The organism is Brevundimonas sp. DS20, assembly GCF_001310255.1.
GTDB classification, from domain to species: Bacteria; Pseudomonadota; Alphaproteobacteria; order Caulobacterales; family Caulobacteraceae; genus Brevundimonas; species Brevundimonas aurantiaca.
This window is the reverse complement of record NZ_CP012897.1, coordinates 878,946-892,436: the sequence shown is the minus strand read 5'-3', so window position 1 is coordinate 892,436 and position 13,491 is coordinate 878,946. Positions and strand designations below refer to the sequence as shown.

Below are 13,491 nucleotides of genomic sequence, written 5' to 3'. Positions count from 1 at the left end.
CTAAGTGATCAACGGTCCGTTGACACCGTCCCTCTAGGGTCACAAAAGCCTTCGCAACCGCACACGGCGATTGAATTCATTCGCTTTTGAGAAGCATTCGCATGACTCAGCCCAAGCCGAACCCGGGGGTTGCATCGGGCGACCGAACCGGTCGTTTCGTCATCCAGCCCAACGGCCATCTGACCCCGCTCTCGCCCCATATGGGAATCTGGCGCTGGCACGTGACCATGGCCGCCTCGATCCTGTTCCGCGCGACCCTGATCGCCGGCACCGTCGGCCTGGTCTTCGTCGTCGCCTGGCTGGGTGCCTTGGCCTTCGGGCCCGAGGCCTATGAGACGGCCTTGGCCTTGGCGGGCTCGCCGCTGGGCCTGTTCGTCGGCTTCGGCCTGACGGTGGTCCTGTTCTCCTTCATCCTGAACGGCGCCCGCCACACGATCAACGACACGGGCAACGGCCTGACCATCAAGTCGGCGACTGCACTGTCGAACATCGCGGTCTGGGCGCCCGTTCCCCTGGCGATCCTGTTCTGGGTCGTCCTGTTCGCTGCCGGGAGGGTCTCGCTGTGAGCGGCGCCGCCAAGTTCAAGAACAAGGTCAAGATTTCCGAGCGCCACGGCGGCGGCGAATGGCTGACCGAGCGGGTGCTGCTGACGGCGCTGCTGCCGCTGGGCGTCTGGGTCGCCTCGACCGGCTTCACCCTGGCGGGCGCCTCTTATGACGCCGTCATGACCTGGTTCGCCAGGCCGCTGAACGCCGGCCTGACGGCGGTCACGGCGGTGCTGCTGTTCGGCTACCTCAGCCTGGCCTGGAAGGTCATCCTCGAGGACTATGTGCCCCAGGTCGGCGCCCGCAAGGCCCTGACGGGCCTGCTGAACCTGGTCCTTCTCGTGCTGGCGGCCGCCAGCGTCTTCTTCATCGTGCGGCTGGCGCTGGGTTCTGCGCCCCTGCCCGCCGGTTTCGGAGCCTGATCCCCAGATGGCCGCTTACGAACTCATCGATCACGAATATGACGTCGTCGTCGTCGGCGCCGGGGGCTCCGGCCTTCGCGCCGCGCTCGGCGCCGCCCAGCAGGGGCTGAAGGTCGCCTGCGTCACCAAGGTCTTCCCGACCCGCTCCCACACCGTCGCGGCGCAGGGCGGCATCTCGGCCTCGCTCGGCAATATGGGCGAGGACAGCTGGCAGTGGCACATGTACGACACCGTCAAGGGGTCGGACTGGCTGGGCGACCAGGACTCGATCGAATATCTGGTCAGGAACGCGCCCAAGGCCGTCTATGAGCTGGAACACTGGGGCGTGCCCTTCTCGCGGACCGAGGAAGGCAAGATCTATCAGCGCGCCTTCGGCGGCATGACCCGCAACTTCGGCGAAGGCCCGGTGCAGCGCACCTGCGCCGCCGCCGACCGCACCGGCCACGCCATCCTGCACACCCTGTACGGCCAGTCGGTGCGCCGCGAGGTGAAGTTCTTCATCGAATATTTCGCGCTGGACCTGATCATGCAGGACGGCGCCTGCACCGGCGTGACGGCGCTTCAGCTGGACAATGGGCAGCTTCACCAGTTCCGGGCCAAGATGGTGGTGCTGGCGACCGGCGGCTACGGCCGGGCCTATTTCTCGGCCACCTCCGCCCACACCTGCACCGGCGACGGCAACGCCATGGTGCTGCGCGCCGGCCTGCCGCTGCAGGACATGGAGTTCGTCCAGTTCCACCCGACCGGCATCTACGGCGCCGGCTGCCTGATCACCGAGGGCGCCCGCGGCGAGGGCGGTTATCTGACCAACTCGGAAGGCGAGCGCTTCATGGAGCGTTACGCCCCCACCGTGAAGGATCTGGCCCCCCGCGACATGGTCAGCCGCTCCATGACCATCGAGATTCGCGAAGGCCGCGGCGTGGGCCCGAACAAGGACCACATCTTCCTGCACCTGGACCACCTGGATCCGAAGATCCTGCACCAGCGCCTGCCGGGCATTTCCGAAAGCGCCAAGATCTTCGCCGGCGTGGACGTGACCAAGGCGCCGATCCCGGTCCTGCCGACGGTCCACTACAATATGGGCGGCATTCCCACGAACTATCACGGCGAGGTGCTGACCCTTCGTGATGGAAACCCCGACAGCGTCGTGCCCGGCCTGATGGCCGTTGGCGAGGCGGCCTGCGTCTCGGTGCACGGCGCCAACCGCCTGGGCTCCAACTCCCTGACCGACCTGGTGGTGTTCGGCCGCGCCGTCGGCCTGCGCTGCGGCGAGGTGGTGGACAAGGCATCGGCCGTGCCCAGCGCCTCCAAGGCCCAGACCGACGCCCACCTGGCCCGACTGGACCGCTTCCGCAACGCTGACGGCTCCACCCCGACGGCTGAGCTGCGGCTGGCGATGCAGAAGGCGATGCAGGCCGATGCGGCGGTGTTCCGCACCGGCGACACCCTGCAACAGGGCACGGACAAGCTGCGCGCCATCGACGCCGCCGGTTCCGACATCAAGACCACGGACCGCGGCCTGATCTGGAACACGGATCTGATGGAAACGCTGGAGTACGACAATCTGATCGCCCAGGCCGTCGTCACCATCGAGAGCGCCCTGAACCGCACGGAATCGCGCGGCGCCCACGCCCGCGAGGACTATCCGGACCGGGACGACGCGAACTGGATGAAACACACCCTGGCGTGGAAGCGCCCGGGCGAACAGGTCCAGATCGACTACCGCCCCGTGCACAATTACACGATGTCCGACGACATCGCGTACATCGAGCCCAAGGCTCGGGTTTACTGAGGTCGAACGCAGATGGTTCAACTCTCCCTCCCCCGCGGCTCCAAGCCCACCAAGGGCAAGGTCCACAAGGCCCCGGCCGGCGCCAAGAACGTCAAGACCTACAAGGTCTACCGCTACGACCCCGAGGTCGACGCCGACCCGCGCTGGGACGTCTATGAGGTCTCGTCCGACGATCACGGGCCGATGCTGCTGGACGCCCTGATCCACATCAAGAACACCATCGACCCGACCCTGTCGTTCCGGCGCTCGTGCCGGGAGGGGATCTGCGGCTCCTGCTCGATGAACATCGACGGGCGCAACGCCCTGGCCTGCACCAAGGGCTGGGACGAGTGCGCCTCGCACAACATCACCATCTCCCCCCTGCCGCACCAGCCGGTGGTCAAGGACCTGGTGACGGACCTGAGCCTGTTCTACGCCCAGTATGACTCGATCCAGCCCTATCTCCAGTCGGACGAGCCGGACCCCGAGAAGGAACGGCTCCAGACCCCGGCCGAGCGCGAGAAGCTGGACGGCCTGTACGAGTGCATCCTGTGCGCCTGCTGCTCCACCTCCTGCCCCAGCTACTGGTGGAACCAGGAGGAATATCTGGGCCCGGCGGCCCTGCTGCAGTCCTATCGCTGGATCGCCGACAGCCGCGACGACGCCACCCAGAAACGTCTGGACGACCTGGAAGACCCGTTCAAACTGTACCGCTGCCACACCATCATGAACTGCGCCCAGGTCTGCCCCAAGGGGCTGAACCCGGCCAAGGCCATCGCCGAAACCAAGAAGCTGATGGTCGCCCCCGGCCGCAAGAAACAGGCGGCCTGATCCAGACGGCTTGGCCGCCGCCGACGCCGCGTCCATGACCGCCGGGAGCCTGCTGTTCGCCTATGGCACGCTTCAGGACCCGGCGGTCCAGACGGCCGTCTTCGGCCGCGACCTGGGGCCCGGCGCCCCGGACCGACTGAGCGGTTTTCGCCTGTGACGTGACCCCCTGAAACTCCTCCAGGAATAGCTAGAGTCCGCCCAACGAAGGACGGACAGAATGAAGCGATCGAGGTTCACGGAAGAGCAGATCATCGGGATCCTGCGGGAGCAGGAGGCCGGTGTAGCGACGGCGGAGGTGTGCCGACGCCACGGGGTCAGCTCGGCGACCTTTTACAAATGGAAGGCCAAGTTTGGCGGGCTCGACGTGTCGGAGGCTCGGCGGCTCAAGGCGCTCGAGGATGAGAACGCCCGGCTGAAGCGGATGCTGGCGGACGCGATGCTGGACAACGTGGCCCTGAAGGACCTGCTGGGAAAAAAGTGGTGACGCCCGCCGGCTATCGCGAGGCGGCTGGCCATCTGCAGGCCGCCTACGAGATGAGCGAAAGGCGGGCGTGCCGTGTTCTGGGCGTCGATCGGACGAGCGTGCGCTATCAGGCGACGCGCCCGGACGACGGCGCTCTGCGCGACCGGCTGAAGGCCCTGGCCCAGGAACGTCGACGGTTCGGCTATCGTCGCCTGCACGTGCTGCTGCGGCGCGAGGGCCATGCGGTCAACAGGAAACGGGTCCAGCGGATCTATCGCGACGAGCAACTGACGGTGCGCCGGCGCGGCGGCCGGAAGCGAGCGATGGGCACGCGGCGACCGCTGGACCTGCCGCTGGCGCCCAACCAGCGCTGGTCGCTGGACTTCGTCGCAGACCAGCTGACGGACGGGCGGCGCTTCCGCATCCTGACGGTGATCGATAACTGTACGCGCGAGTGCCTGGCGCTGGTGGCCGACACCTCGCTGTCGGGCGCGCGGGTCGTGCGGGAGTTGGACGCCGTCATCCGGCAGCGAGGGCGGCCCGACACCATCGTCAGCGACAACGGCACGGAGTACACCTCGAACGCGGTCCTGGCCTGGGCCGACGACACCGGCGTCGGCTGGCACTACATCGCGCCGGGCAAGCCCCAGCAGAACGGCTTCAACGAAAGCTTCAACGGGCGGCTGCGTGACGAGCTGCTGAACGAGACGCTGTTCCGCTCGCTGCCGCACGCTCGCGCCGTGCTGGAGGCGTGGCGACGCGATTACAACGAGCAGCGTCCGCACTCGAAGCTCGGGTGGCTGACGCCGCAGGCTTATGCAGAAGCGCTCACCGGACACATCGGCCGGCCTGCTGCGCTGGTTGATGGCTGCGCAGACCGGCCTCTTGCCAACCCAGCCGATCACAGCTCAGATCAACCTAGGACTCTCGTTATGGCTGGATGAGAAACGGGGGTCACGTCACCTGTCGCACATCCCCGTCGAAGATCCCCAGATCACGGCCGAGACCGGCCTGATCCACTATCCGATCCTGATCCCGACGCCGGACGCCGCCCCGCCCGTCCCCGGCCGCCTCTATCCTGTGACCCCCGCCGACCTGACCGCCGCCGACGCCTATGAGGGCGAGGCCTATCGCCGGGTGCGCGTGACGACGGAGGCGGGCGTGGGGGCGTGGGTGTATGTGGCGGCGGAGGAGTGAGGGTGGGATTGCGCCAGATTCGGCCATTCACAAGAGACCCCAAGGCTAAAAATTCAGCGTAGTGTCGTTGGACGTTGAGCACGCTTTGTCGTCAAAGTTAATGGGGTGGCAACCCGTGCGGGTGCTGCTAAAAAGCTTGCTAGTCTGAGGGGGAGCAATGAAAGAACCGCACACGGTAACCGCGCGCGTGCCGGTTATCCGCTTTAAGCAATGGTTGGAACAGTGGGACACGTTTCCTTATGGAGACGCCGCCCCCCGCCGCAAGCCGGACCAGTTCATGCTCATGTTCGCGATGCCGGCCGCGCAGCTTAGGCAACTCTGCGACGTGTATCGGCGCAGCCATGATCATGGTGGTCCTGAGGGTATCCAACGAGCTCGAGACGAAGCCCGGACTGCTCGCATCCGTGAATACGTGAAGTTCGGCTATCCCTACGGTGACCTGAAAGAACCGCAGCGCACCACGGACATGCTGGGACTTCGGAAGCCCGGTTGGCTACCCACTGCTATCGTGGTCAATATTCTCCGGCCAGATGATGAGCGCCGCGGGCGGAAACTCGCGGACCGACATGCAGTCGCGTTGACCGAACAGAACGGCAATTTCTTCCTTCAGATTCCAGACCAGACAGATCTCGACGAAGAAACCAGTCTCGCGCCGTTTGAAGTAATCGATGGCCAACATCGCCTTTGGGCATTCGACCCCGCGACTGGTGACCAAGAAATTCCCGACGACTTCTCATTTCCAGTGGTCGCCTTTGTCGGCTTGGACATCGCGTGGCAAGCGTACCTATTCTGGTCGATCAACGTATCGCCGAAGCGGATCAACCCCAGCCACGCCTTCGATCTTTATCCGCTCTTGCGAGGGGAGGAATGGCTTGATCGTGTCGGTGAACTCACGGTTTATCGAGAAGCGCGTGCCCAAGAGCTAACCTCAATACTCCAGTCCCACCCTGCCAGTCCTTGGATGGACCGCATCAACATGCTTGGCGAGAAGGGCGCAGGCACGGTTAGCCAGGCCGCTTGGATTAGAGCATTGCTCGCGACGCTGATGGCAACCGGGAGAGGCACCGGTCGAAGGGGGCTGTTTAGCGCTCCTATCTTGCCAGCAGATGAACCTCTTGAATGGTCTCGCGCACAACAAGCAGCGTTCGTGATCGAACTTGGGCGGCTGTTCATAGCTGAGGTTAAAGAGGGCGAAACAAAACACGCGTGGATCCGTGCATTTGGCGACGCTGAAAAGGCCTTGGCTGATCGGCGAAATCTGCTGAACCAAGACATGGGTATACGCGCGCTGCTCGGCGTCGCGAACGAGATCTTTTTCCGAAAGGCCTCCGATTGGAGGTTGGACGTTTGGCGAGAGTCACGGGTCGAAAACCCGGAAACTAGCCTTGATGACGTTACCGAGGCACTGGGTTCAATCCAGAAGGCACATTTCCACGGCTACATGGTCAGTCTGGCCAACGAACTCGCAAGCGCAGACTGGAGATCGTTTGACGGACCAGGATTAGAAAAGGAGCAAAAGGATCAGAAGCGGATCTATCGAGGTAGCGGAGGTTATGTCGCGCTCAGGAATGACACCCTAGAGACGCTTGCACAAAGCGAGGGCCCAATCGCTGTGATTGCTTCCGTCGTTTTGAGCGAACTGGAATAGCTAGTGAGCTCAATATCTGCAGCTTCGCTCGCCTTGGCTGATCGCGCTCATGTTATGGCGGCGATGGCCCAGTTCGGCGGCAAACCGATTACGCAATGGCTGGATCCGACCAAACCCGGTTACGACGGTGCGCTGCCCAAGCGTTGGCCCGAGTTTCAGGCCTTGGCCCCTGATCAGATCATCAAAATCTTAGCAGCGTCGGCACCAAACCACTGCATGGACGGCTGGTCATATGTTTCCAGATCGTTATCCGCGCTGCTATCGGGCGACCCCCACGCTGCACGCCACCTCGCTTATTATGCTCAGTTGAGAGCAGCGCTCAGCCTTCTCGCAAATTTGGGTGTCGGTGTAGTTGACGGCATCAACTTCGCCGTTGATGCTGAGGGAGCGATCATTCCGCTCGAGCCTAAGGCGGATGGCTCGCCTCCCGCGAAACGAGGCGAAGGGACGCACACGGCAGTCTGGGACTCCTTGGAGACTTGGAGTGCCAACACGGTTTTGGCAGCGTCTTTCCTTCAACTGGTCCGGATACAAGGCGCGTCGCTCCATGACATTCTGAAGGAAATTTGGCCCGGATATGCGCCGGAAGCTGTCGCGTCTGGTCTGATCGCCAGTTGGGGTGCGGACCTCAAGCAAGGCCGCGATGACAAGCTGTCTCGCAACCGATCAAGCTACTATCCGACCGCCCTCAACAGTCTTCCGAATGCACCCGAAGAGCACATCGATTTCGTCGATAATTTTTGGGATCTGTTCCAACCGGCCGGGGCAAGTCAGTTTGACCGCGTTGATGCGTACCTAATTCGCCGTCTACTTCAGAGCCTCCACAATTTAGCTCACGATGGAATTGACTATCTCGCGGGCCAAATTGGAAAGGAATACGAACGCCTCCCAGCTCAAATCCAGGCTATCGTTCCGAAAGCCTTCTTGGCGATCCCGGAAGTTGATGATCGCCCGCTCATAATCTCCTTAGCGTTGAGATCAGGACCACAAGCGGGCCCGACGGAAATGCTTTCTCGGGCACTGCTTCTGTTGCGCCTCGCAACGGCATTTACGCATTCAAACATGGTTGATGCGGGTCTTCCTGTCGCAGAAGGTGCCCTACGTCCCTGGCTGGATGACATAGCGGTGGCCAGAGGATTTTGGCCATCAGCTGCGCCTCTCGATTTCTTGGGTGACCTTTGGCTCGACGTCGAGTACGAGCTCGTCGATTTTATGGACCTCAAGGCCGGTGTCGGTTCGGGAGGCTGGCTAAGCAGGGCGGCGAAGCGAATGCCAATTGTGTCAGAGGCAGAGCGCATCGGATTGTGGAGTTTAACCGCTTGAAGTACATGGGCTCAAAACGGTCCATGCTCTTGAACGGCCTCGGGGAAGTAATCGCCTCTAGCGCCCCAAAAGCAGTAGGATTTGCCGATCTTTTTACAGGGTCGGGAACCGTTGCCTGCCATGTTGCCGAGCGATTTTCTGTGCCAGTTCTGGCTGGTGACCTCCAGAAGTTCGCCGTTGCGCTTGCAGACAGCGTTGTCGGGCGGGTGTCAGCAGTTGATTCCGACAATTGGATCGACGGCTGGTTTTCTGAAGCTCGCATGTTCGCAGAACGATCAAGTTCTTGGAAAGAGGCGATAAGGATTCAGTCGCGTCTGGCCACCGGCGACATTGGCGGCCTTGCAGATGAAAGCCGAGAGCTGTGTCGTACCCATGAGCGACCCTTTTGCAGGGCCTACGGCGGCTGGTATTTTTCGCCTGCTCAAGCGCTTATCCTAGACGGGCTACGAGCCTCTTTGCCCCCGCAGGCCGACTTATCAAAGGTCGGCCTGGGTGCACTTATCTCAGCCGCAAGCACCTGTGCAGCGGCACCGGGACACACCGCTCAACCGTTTAAAGCCAACGAGACGGCAGGCCCCTTTCTTCGCGAAGCATGGCGAAAGGACCCGTTGAGCTCGGTGAGCCGTGTAGCGTCCGAGCTGGGACAGCGGTATGCTCTAACTTTGGGACAAAGTTCCATTGGCCCGGCTGCTGCGCATTCTCGAAAGCTCTCCGAGGGTTGGCTCGCCTTCCTAGATCCACCCTATTCAAGCGTGCACTACAGCCGCTTTTATCATGTGCTTGAAAGCCTAGCGCGGGGCACGGTCGGTGACGTGTCGGGAAGCGGTCGGTATCCAGCTCCTTCCGAACGTCCGGCATCCGACTTCAGCATTCCCACGAAAGCGCCTTCCGCATTCTCATCGCTGTTCGCCGAACTAGCTTCGGTAGGGGCGGATGCGATTGTAACATTTCCGGCTAACGGAGCGTCGACCGGTATTTCAGGCGACGATCTTCGAGATCTGGCTTCGGTTCACTACAGTATTGTCGAGGAAAAAGTTTCAAGCCGGATGTCGACCTTAGGTGGAAATCGCACCCACCGCGCTGCTCGACAGAATACCGTCGAGCTAATCTTGAGACTTTCCCCGCGTTAAGAGAGCCTGCTGTAGGGTACATTGTCCCCGCGTTCGCGCCGAAAGCGAACGCTTCGACCCGCCGCTATGCGTGAGGTTCCGTCTCATGCACTCCGCTTCAAAGGTCCCGCCCCTTTCCATACTCCCTTGCACCATCGCCCCGGCTTGATATGAGCGGCGCATGGCCAGCATCACCTATATCGAGCATGACGGAACCGAGCACGTGGTCGACGTGAAACCGGGGCTGTCCGTCATGGAGGGCGCGATCCGGAACAATGTGCCGGGGATCGATGCGGATTGCGGCGGGGCCTGCGCATGCGCCACCTGCCATGTCTATGTGGATGAAGCCTGGCGCGAGGCGACGGGCAAACCCTCGGCCATGGAGGAGTCGATGCTGGACTTCGCCGAGGAGGTCGAGCCCAACAGCCGGCTGTCGTGCCAGATCCGGGTGTCGGAGGCGCTGGACGGCCTGGTCGTGCGCTTGCCGCAGAACCAGCACTGAGAACCCGCCCTAAGAACCCGCCCCAAGACCCCGTACTGAGGTCAGGCCGCCCGGCGCCTTTGTCGTCGGTGCGCGTTGCAGGACGGCAGTGTTTCCAAGGCCGAGTTTCCCCATGCGTCTGTTCGGATCCAAGCCCGCCCTGCCCGCCGATCGACGCGGCGAGGCTCGTCGCACCGTCAATGCGCGCGGCGTGGTCAGCGCGGCGGGGCTGGAGACGGTCTGCGTCATCGTCGATCTGTCGGACACGGGAATGCGGCTGAGGCTGGACCGCAGCGCGGCCCTGCCCGCCCAGGTGGTGGTGATCGATGTGGCCGAGGGCCTGGCCTATGAGGCGGCCCTGGTCTGGCAAAAGGGGCAGGAGGCGGGTCTGAAACAGACGGGCGCCAAATCCCTGCGCGGCCTGGCGCCCGCCCGGCTGGCCGGGGCGCGCGACGCCTGGGTGAGGGCCGGGGGCCGCTAGGCCTACATCCCCGCCGGCATGGCCCCGGCGTTGATGGCGATCCGGCCGATCAGCCCCTTGACGATCAGGTCCAGGGCAGACCCCTCGCGATAGTCGGCGGCGGCGACGAAATTGACCCGGTCCTCCGAGATCAGGGAATAGACCTTCTTCTGGTCCTTCTCGTTCGAGCGCGGGTCATAGACGGCGATCGAAAAGCCGCCCTTGGTGTGCATCATCTTCATGGTCGGCACGTCCGTGTCGCCGTCGCCGATGAAGATCATCCGGTCGAAGGGGACCGGCCGCTGGTCGTCGGGGATGAAGTGGTTGATCCGCTCGTGCTCCCAGTGGTTCTTCACCCCCTTGTTGATGCGGAACAGATACTGGGTCTTGGTGGTGTAGTTGACGCCGACCGCCGGCCAGGCCGCCTCGCCCTTTTCGTCATAGACATAGTGGGAGGCGAAGACGTGGGTCAGGGCGGGGCGGATCGGCGTGCCGTCGATCATCTCCTCCAGCCCGGCCGAGACGATATAGTGTTCGATCTCCAGCCCGTATCGGGCGCCGAAGGCGTTCATCCGGTCGAACCAGCTGAGGTCCTTCAGACCTTCGAACAGGGCCACCGCCTCGCCGTGGCGACGCAGGGTCTCGCGCGTCACAGGGGCGCCGTTCTGGCGCGCATGGTGCAGCATCAGCTGCATGTACATCAGTATGCCGTCGCCGTCGGCGTCCTTGGTCAGGGCCTCGGCCTCGCCCCAGAAGGCGCCGACGTCCATGCCCACCGAGGGGATGAAGCTGACCTCCTGCATGTTGCCGCGCGCCAGCGTCCCGTCGAAATCATAGATCAGGGCGGTCTTGAGCGGGGGCGCGGCAGAGGGGGCGTCAGCCATGGGCGAGGTCCGGAAGATCGGCAGGGAACCCCGCCCTCTATATCAGCCGGCCTCCTGCGTCGATCTCCGCCTCTGACCGAAGGTCGGGGCCGCCGCCTTCTGCTCGGCCCAGTAGTCGGCCCCGGTGGTCGGTTTGAACATGGTGCGGGGCGTGCCGTCCTTGGCCACCACGGCGAAGGTGTTGGTCGAGGCCTGATAGATCAGGGTGTCGCCGTTCGGCCGTTTCACGGTCTCGGCGTCGCCGGGCGGCCGGGTGGTGAAGGCGGTCACCTTGTCCAGATAGGCTTCGGCCGAGGTCGCGCCGAAATCGGCGCCGTTGCGCGCATAGAGGCGGGCGATCTTGGCGTCCACCGTTTCCCGCCGGCTGGCGGTCAAGACCGGCTTGGCCGTTTCCGCCGCCGGCGCCTCGACCGACCCAGACGACGGATCGCCGGCCCCGACGGGCGCCGACGCCGTCCGATCCCGCGTCTGCACCGCCGAACTGTTGTCGCAAGCCGCCAGACCCATAACGCCGCACAGCATCAAGCCAAACGAGACCGGAACGGCCCCTCTTATCCTCAGCGCGATCATCTTCCCCTCCGACACTCGCTTAGGGCGACGTAAGCACAACTCGATTGTTCGCACAATGTTCTTTTCGATCGTCTCGACGCCGTCGCCTGAGACCGCTAGAGCGGGGCCATGGACATGCGCGCGCTTACCGACCGAAAGGTGCTGCTGATCGTCGGCGGCGGCATAGCGGCCTATAAGGCGCTGGAGCTGGTGCGTCTGATCGCCAAGGCGGGCGGCGAAACCCGGGTTATCCTGACCGAAGCGGGGGCCGAGTTCGTCACCCCCCTGTCCCTGGCGGCGCTCAGCGGCCATCCGGTGCGGTCCGGCCTGTTCCACCCGGACGACGAGACCAGCATGGGCCATATCGAGTTGTCGCGCTGGGCCGATCTGGTGGTCGTGGCGCCGGCGACGGCCGGGCTTATCGCCAAGGCGGCCAATGGAATCGCCGACGACCTGGCCTCCACCACATTGATCGCCACGGACAAGCGGGTGCTGCTGGCGCCGGCCATGAATGTGCGGATGTGGGAGCATCCGGCGGTCCAGGCCAATATGGAGCGGCTGAAATCCTTCCCCGGCTTCCACGGCGCGGCCGTGGTCGGGCCGGAGGAGGGCGAGATGGCCTGCGGCGAGTACGGACCCGGCCGAATGGCCGAGCCGGCGGCCATAGTGGAGGCGATCCAGAACCTGCTGACGGGCCCCAGACCTTTGGCCGGACGAAGGGCGGTGGTCACGGCCGGCCCCACCTTCGAGCCGATCGACCCGGTGCGCGGCCTGACCAATCGCTCCAGCGGCAAACAGGGCTACGCCGTCGCCGTCGCCCTGGCCCAGCGGGGGGCGGAGGTGACGCTGGTGTCCGGCCCCACGGCCCTGTCCGCTCCGCCCGGCGTCACTCGGATCGAGGTGGAAAGCGCCCTGGAGATGCAGTCGGCGACGCAAGCCGCCCTGCCGGCCGACATCGCCGTTCTGTCGGCCGCCGTGGCCGACTGGCGGGTGGACACCGTCGCCGGGGGCAAGATCAAGAAGGGGCCGGGCGGGCCGCCGACCCTGGCCCTGATCGAGAACCCGGACATTCTGGCCGGGGTCGCCGCGCCGGGACCGAACCGGCCCGCCCTGGTCATCGGCTTCGCCGCCGAGACCACCGATCTCGAGGCCAACGCCCGCGCCAAATTGTCGAGGAAGGGCTGCGACTGGATCGTCGGCAACGACGTGTCCGACGAGGTGTTCGGATCCGACGGCAACGCCGTTCTGCTGGTCACCGCCCAGGGCGCCGAGGTCTGGCCCCGCCAATCCAAGACCGCCGTCGCCCAGGCCCTGGCCGACCGTATCGCCGACCATTTCAAGAGCGCCCAATGACCGAAGCCGTCTCCGTTCAGATCCTGCGCCTGCCCCACGCCGAGGGCCTGCCCCTGCCCGCCTATGAGACGGCCGGGTCGGCGGGCATGGACCTGCGCGCCGCCGTGCCCGAGGACCAGCCCCTGACCCTGGCGCCGGGCCGGCGCGCCCTGGTGCCAACGGGGCTGAAGATCGCCCTGCCTTTGGGCTATGAGGCCCAGGTCCGCGCCCGCTCGGGCCTGGCCCTGAAGCACGGGATCATCTGCCCCAATGCGCCGGGCACGATCGACAGCGACTATCGCGGCGAGTGCGGGGTCATCCTGGCCAATATCGGCGATGAAGACTTCGTCATTCGCCGGGGCGAACGCATCGCCCAGCTGGTGATCGCCAAACACGAACGGGCGGACTGGATCGAAGTCGAGACCCTGGACGACACCGCGCGGAGCGCGGGGGGGTTCGGTTCGACGGGGCGGTAG

Annotated in this window: 16 protein-coding genes; 14 read left to right on the top strand and 2 right to left on the bottom strand. The window is 64.3% G+C overall.

Annotated elements, in window-relative coordinates:
- Positions 1-101: 101 nt before the first annotated feature.
- The 12 genes from sdhC to JL11_RS04235 all read left to right on the top strand — a co-directional run bounded on the left by sdhC (position 102) and on the right by JL11_RS04235 (position 10,271).
- Positions 102-566, top strand: a complete 465-nt coding sequence (gene sdhC / locus JL11_RS04285) for a succinate dehydrogenase, cytochrome b556 subunit (protein WP_082382585.1) — start codon at positions 102-104, stop codon at positions 564-566.
- A complete protein-coding gene (sdhD, locus tag JL11_RS04280; RefSeq protein ID WP_054764565.1) occupies positions 563-967 on the top strand; it encodes a succinate dehydrogenase, hydrophobic membrane anchor protein in 405 nt (134 codons plus the stop codon). The genes sdhC and sdhD overlap by 4 nt, the downstream gene beginning before the upstream one ends.
- 7 nt (positions 968-974) lie before the next feature.
- Positions 975-2,759: a succinate dehydrogenase flavoprotein subunit gene (gene sdhA, locus JL11_RS04275; RefSeq protein WP_054764564.1), complete on the top strand. Its 1,785-nt coding sequence runs from the start codon at positions 975-977 to the stop codon at positions 2,757-2,759.
- A 12-nt stretch (positions 2,760-2,771) separates the two neighbouring features.
- Positions 2,772-3,569, top strand: a complete 798-nt coding sequence (locus JL11_RS04270) for a succinate dehydrogenase iron-sulfur subunit (RefSeq protein ID WP_054764563.1) — start codon at positions 2,772-2,774, stop codon at positions 3,567-3,569.
- A 34-nt stretch (positions 3,570-3,603) separates the two neighbouring features.
- Entirely contained in the window at positions 3,604-3,726 is a 123-nt protein-coding gene (locus tag JL11_RS18070) for a hypothetical protein (protein ID WP_257720139.1), read from the top strand.
- Positions 3,727-3,786: 60 nt separating this feature from the next.
- Positions 3,787-4,976 (top strand): IS3 family transposase gene (locus JL11_RS04260; protein ID WP_165906610.1). Its coding sequence is split into 2 segments (ribosomal slippage): positions 3,787-4,039 and positions 4,039-4,976, totalling 1,191 coding nucleotides; the frame shifts between segments, so codons are not numbered across the junction.
- Positions 4,918-5,229 carry a gamma-glutamylcyclotransferase family protein gene (locus JL11_RS04255; protein WP_054764562.1) on the top strand — a complete coding sequence of 104 codons (312 nt, stop codon included), beginning with the start codon at positions 4,918-4,920 and terminating at the stop codon, positions 5,227-5,229. Before JL11_RS04260 ends, JL11_RS04255 begins: the two co-directional genes overlap by 59 nt.
- Positions 5,230-5,386: 157 nt before the next feature.
- Entirely contained in the window at positions 5,387-6,877 is a 1,491-nt protein-coding gene (locus JL11_RS17095; RefSeq protein WP_082382583.1) for a DGQHR domain-containing protein, read from the top strand.
- Between the two features lie 63 nt (positions 6,878-6,940).
- A complete protein-coding gene (locus JL11_RS17360) occupies positions 6,941-8,200 on the top strand; it encodes a hypothetical protein (protein ID WP_231681397.1) in 1,260 nt (419 codons plus the stop codon).
- Positions 8,197-9,330: an adenine methyltransferase gene (locus JL11_RS17355; protein WP_156314144.1), complete on the top strand. Its 1,134-nt coding sequence runs from the start codon at positions 8,197-8,199 to the stop codon at positions 9,328-9,330. The genes JL11_RS17360 and JL11_RS17355 overlap by 4 nt, the downstream gene beginning before the upstream one ends.
- 160 nt (positions 9,331-9,490) lie before the next feature.
- Positions 9,491-9,811 carry a 2Fe-2S iron-sulfur cluster-binding protein gene (locus tag JL11_RS04240; RefSeq protein WP_054764560.1) on the top strand — a complete coding sequence of 107 codons (321 nt, stop codon included), beginning with the start codon at positions 9,491-9,493 and terminating at the stop codon, positions 9,809-9,811.
- A 112-nt stretch (positions 9,812-9,923) separates the two neighbouring features.
- Positions 9,924-10,271 carry a PilZ domain-containing protein gene (locus JL11_RS04235; RefSeq protein WP_054764559.1) on the top strand — a complete coding sequence of 116 codons (348 nt, stop codon included), beginning with the start codon at positions 9,924-9,926 and terminating at the stop codon, positions 10,269-10,271.
- A gap of 2 nt (positions 10,272-10,273) precedes the next feature.
- Here the strand turns inward: JL11_RS04235 and JL11_RS04230 are convergent, their stop codons facing one another.
- Both JL11_RS04230 and JL11_RS04225 read right to left on the bottom strand, forming a co-directional pair.
- Positions 10,274-11,134 (bottom strand): haloacid dehalogenase-like hydrolase, encoded by an 861-nt coding sequence (locus JL11_RS04230; protein ID WP_054764558.1) that lies wholly within the window; start codon positions 11,132-11,134, stop codon positions 10,274-10,276.
- Between the two features lie 42 nt (positions 11,135-11,176).
- Positions 11,177-11,704 carry an S-type pyocin family protein gene (locus JL11_RS04225; RefSeq protein WP_224761159.1) on the bottom strand — a complete coding sequence of 176 codons (528 nt, stop codon included), beginning with the start codon at positions 11,702-11,704 and terminating at the stop codon, positions 11,177-11,179.
- Positions 11,705-11,812: 108 nt separating this feature from the next.
- Here JL11_RS04225 and coaBC point away from each other — a divergent pair, with 108 nt between their 5' ends.
- Together coaBC and dut are read left to right on the top strand one after the other, a co-directional pair.
- On the top strand, positions 11,813-13,036 hold the full coding sequence (gene coaBC / locus JL11_RS04220; protein ID WP_054764556.1) for a bifunctional phosphopantothenoylcysteine decarboxylase/phosphopantothenate--cysteine ligase CoaBC: 1,224 nt from the start codon (positions 11,813-11,815) through the stop codon (positions 13,034-13,036).
- Positions 13,033-13,491, top strand: coding sequence for a dUTP diphosphatase (gene dut / locus JL11_RS04215; RefSeq protein ID WP_054764555.1), 459 nt, complete (start codon positions 13,033-13,035; stop codon positions 13,489-13,491). Before coaBC ends, dut begins: the two co-directional genes overlap by 4 nt.

What these genes read in the sequence shown, in the direction of transcription:
- sdhC (WP_082382585.1), top strand. Translation starts at nt 102, where the DNA reads ATGACTCAGCCCAAGCCGAACCCGGGGGTTGCATCGGGCGACCGAACC.
- JL11_RS04230 (WP_054764558.1), bottom strand. Translation starts at nt 11,134, where the DNA reads ATGGCTGACGCCCCCTCTGCCGCGCCCCCGCTCAAGACCGCCCTGATC.
- coaBC (WP_054764556.1), top strand. Translation starts at nt 11,813, where the DNA reads ATGGACATGCGCGCGCTTACCGACCGAAAGGTGCTGCTGATCGTCGGC.
- dut (WP_054764555.1), top strand. Translation starts at nt 13,033, where the DNA reads ATGACCGAAGCCGTCTCCGTTCAGATCCTGCGCCTGCCCCACGCCGAG.
- JL11_RS04270 (WP_054764563.1), top strand. Translation starts at nt 2,772, where the DNA reads ATGGTTCAACTCTCCCTCCCCCGCGGCTCCAAGCCCACCAAGGGCAAG.
- JL11_RS17360 (WP_231681397.1), top strand. Translation starts at nt 6,941, where the DNA reads ATGGCCCAGTTCGGCGGCAAACCGATTACGCAATGGCTGGATCCGACC.
- JL11_RS17095 (WP_082382583.1), top strand. Translation starts at nt 5,387, where the DNA reads ATGAAAGAACCGCACACGGTAACCGCGCGCGTGCCGGTTATCCGCTTT.
- JL11_RS04235 (WP_054764559.1), top strand. Translation starts at nt 9,924, where the DNA reads ATGCGTCTGTTCGGATCCAAGCCCGCCCTGCCCGCCGATCGACGCGGC.
- JL11_RS04225 (WP_224761159.1), bottom strand. Translation starts at nt 11,704, where the DNA reads ATGATCGCGCTGAGGATAAGAGGGGCCGTTCCGGTCTCGTTTGGCTTG.
- JL11_RS18070 (WP_257720139.1), top strand. Translation starts at nt 3,604, where the DNA reads ATGACCGCCGGGAGCCTGCTGTTCGCCTATGGCACGCTTCAGGACCCG.
- sdhA (WP_054764564.1), top strand. Translation starts at nt 975, where the DNA reads ATGGCCGCTTACGAACTCATCGATCACGAATATGACGTCGTCGTCGTC.
- JL11_RS04240 (WP_054764560.1), top strand. Translation starts at nt 9,491, where the DNA reads ATGGCCAGCATCACCTATATCGAGCATGACGGAACCGAGCACGTGGTC.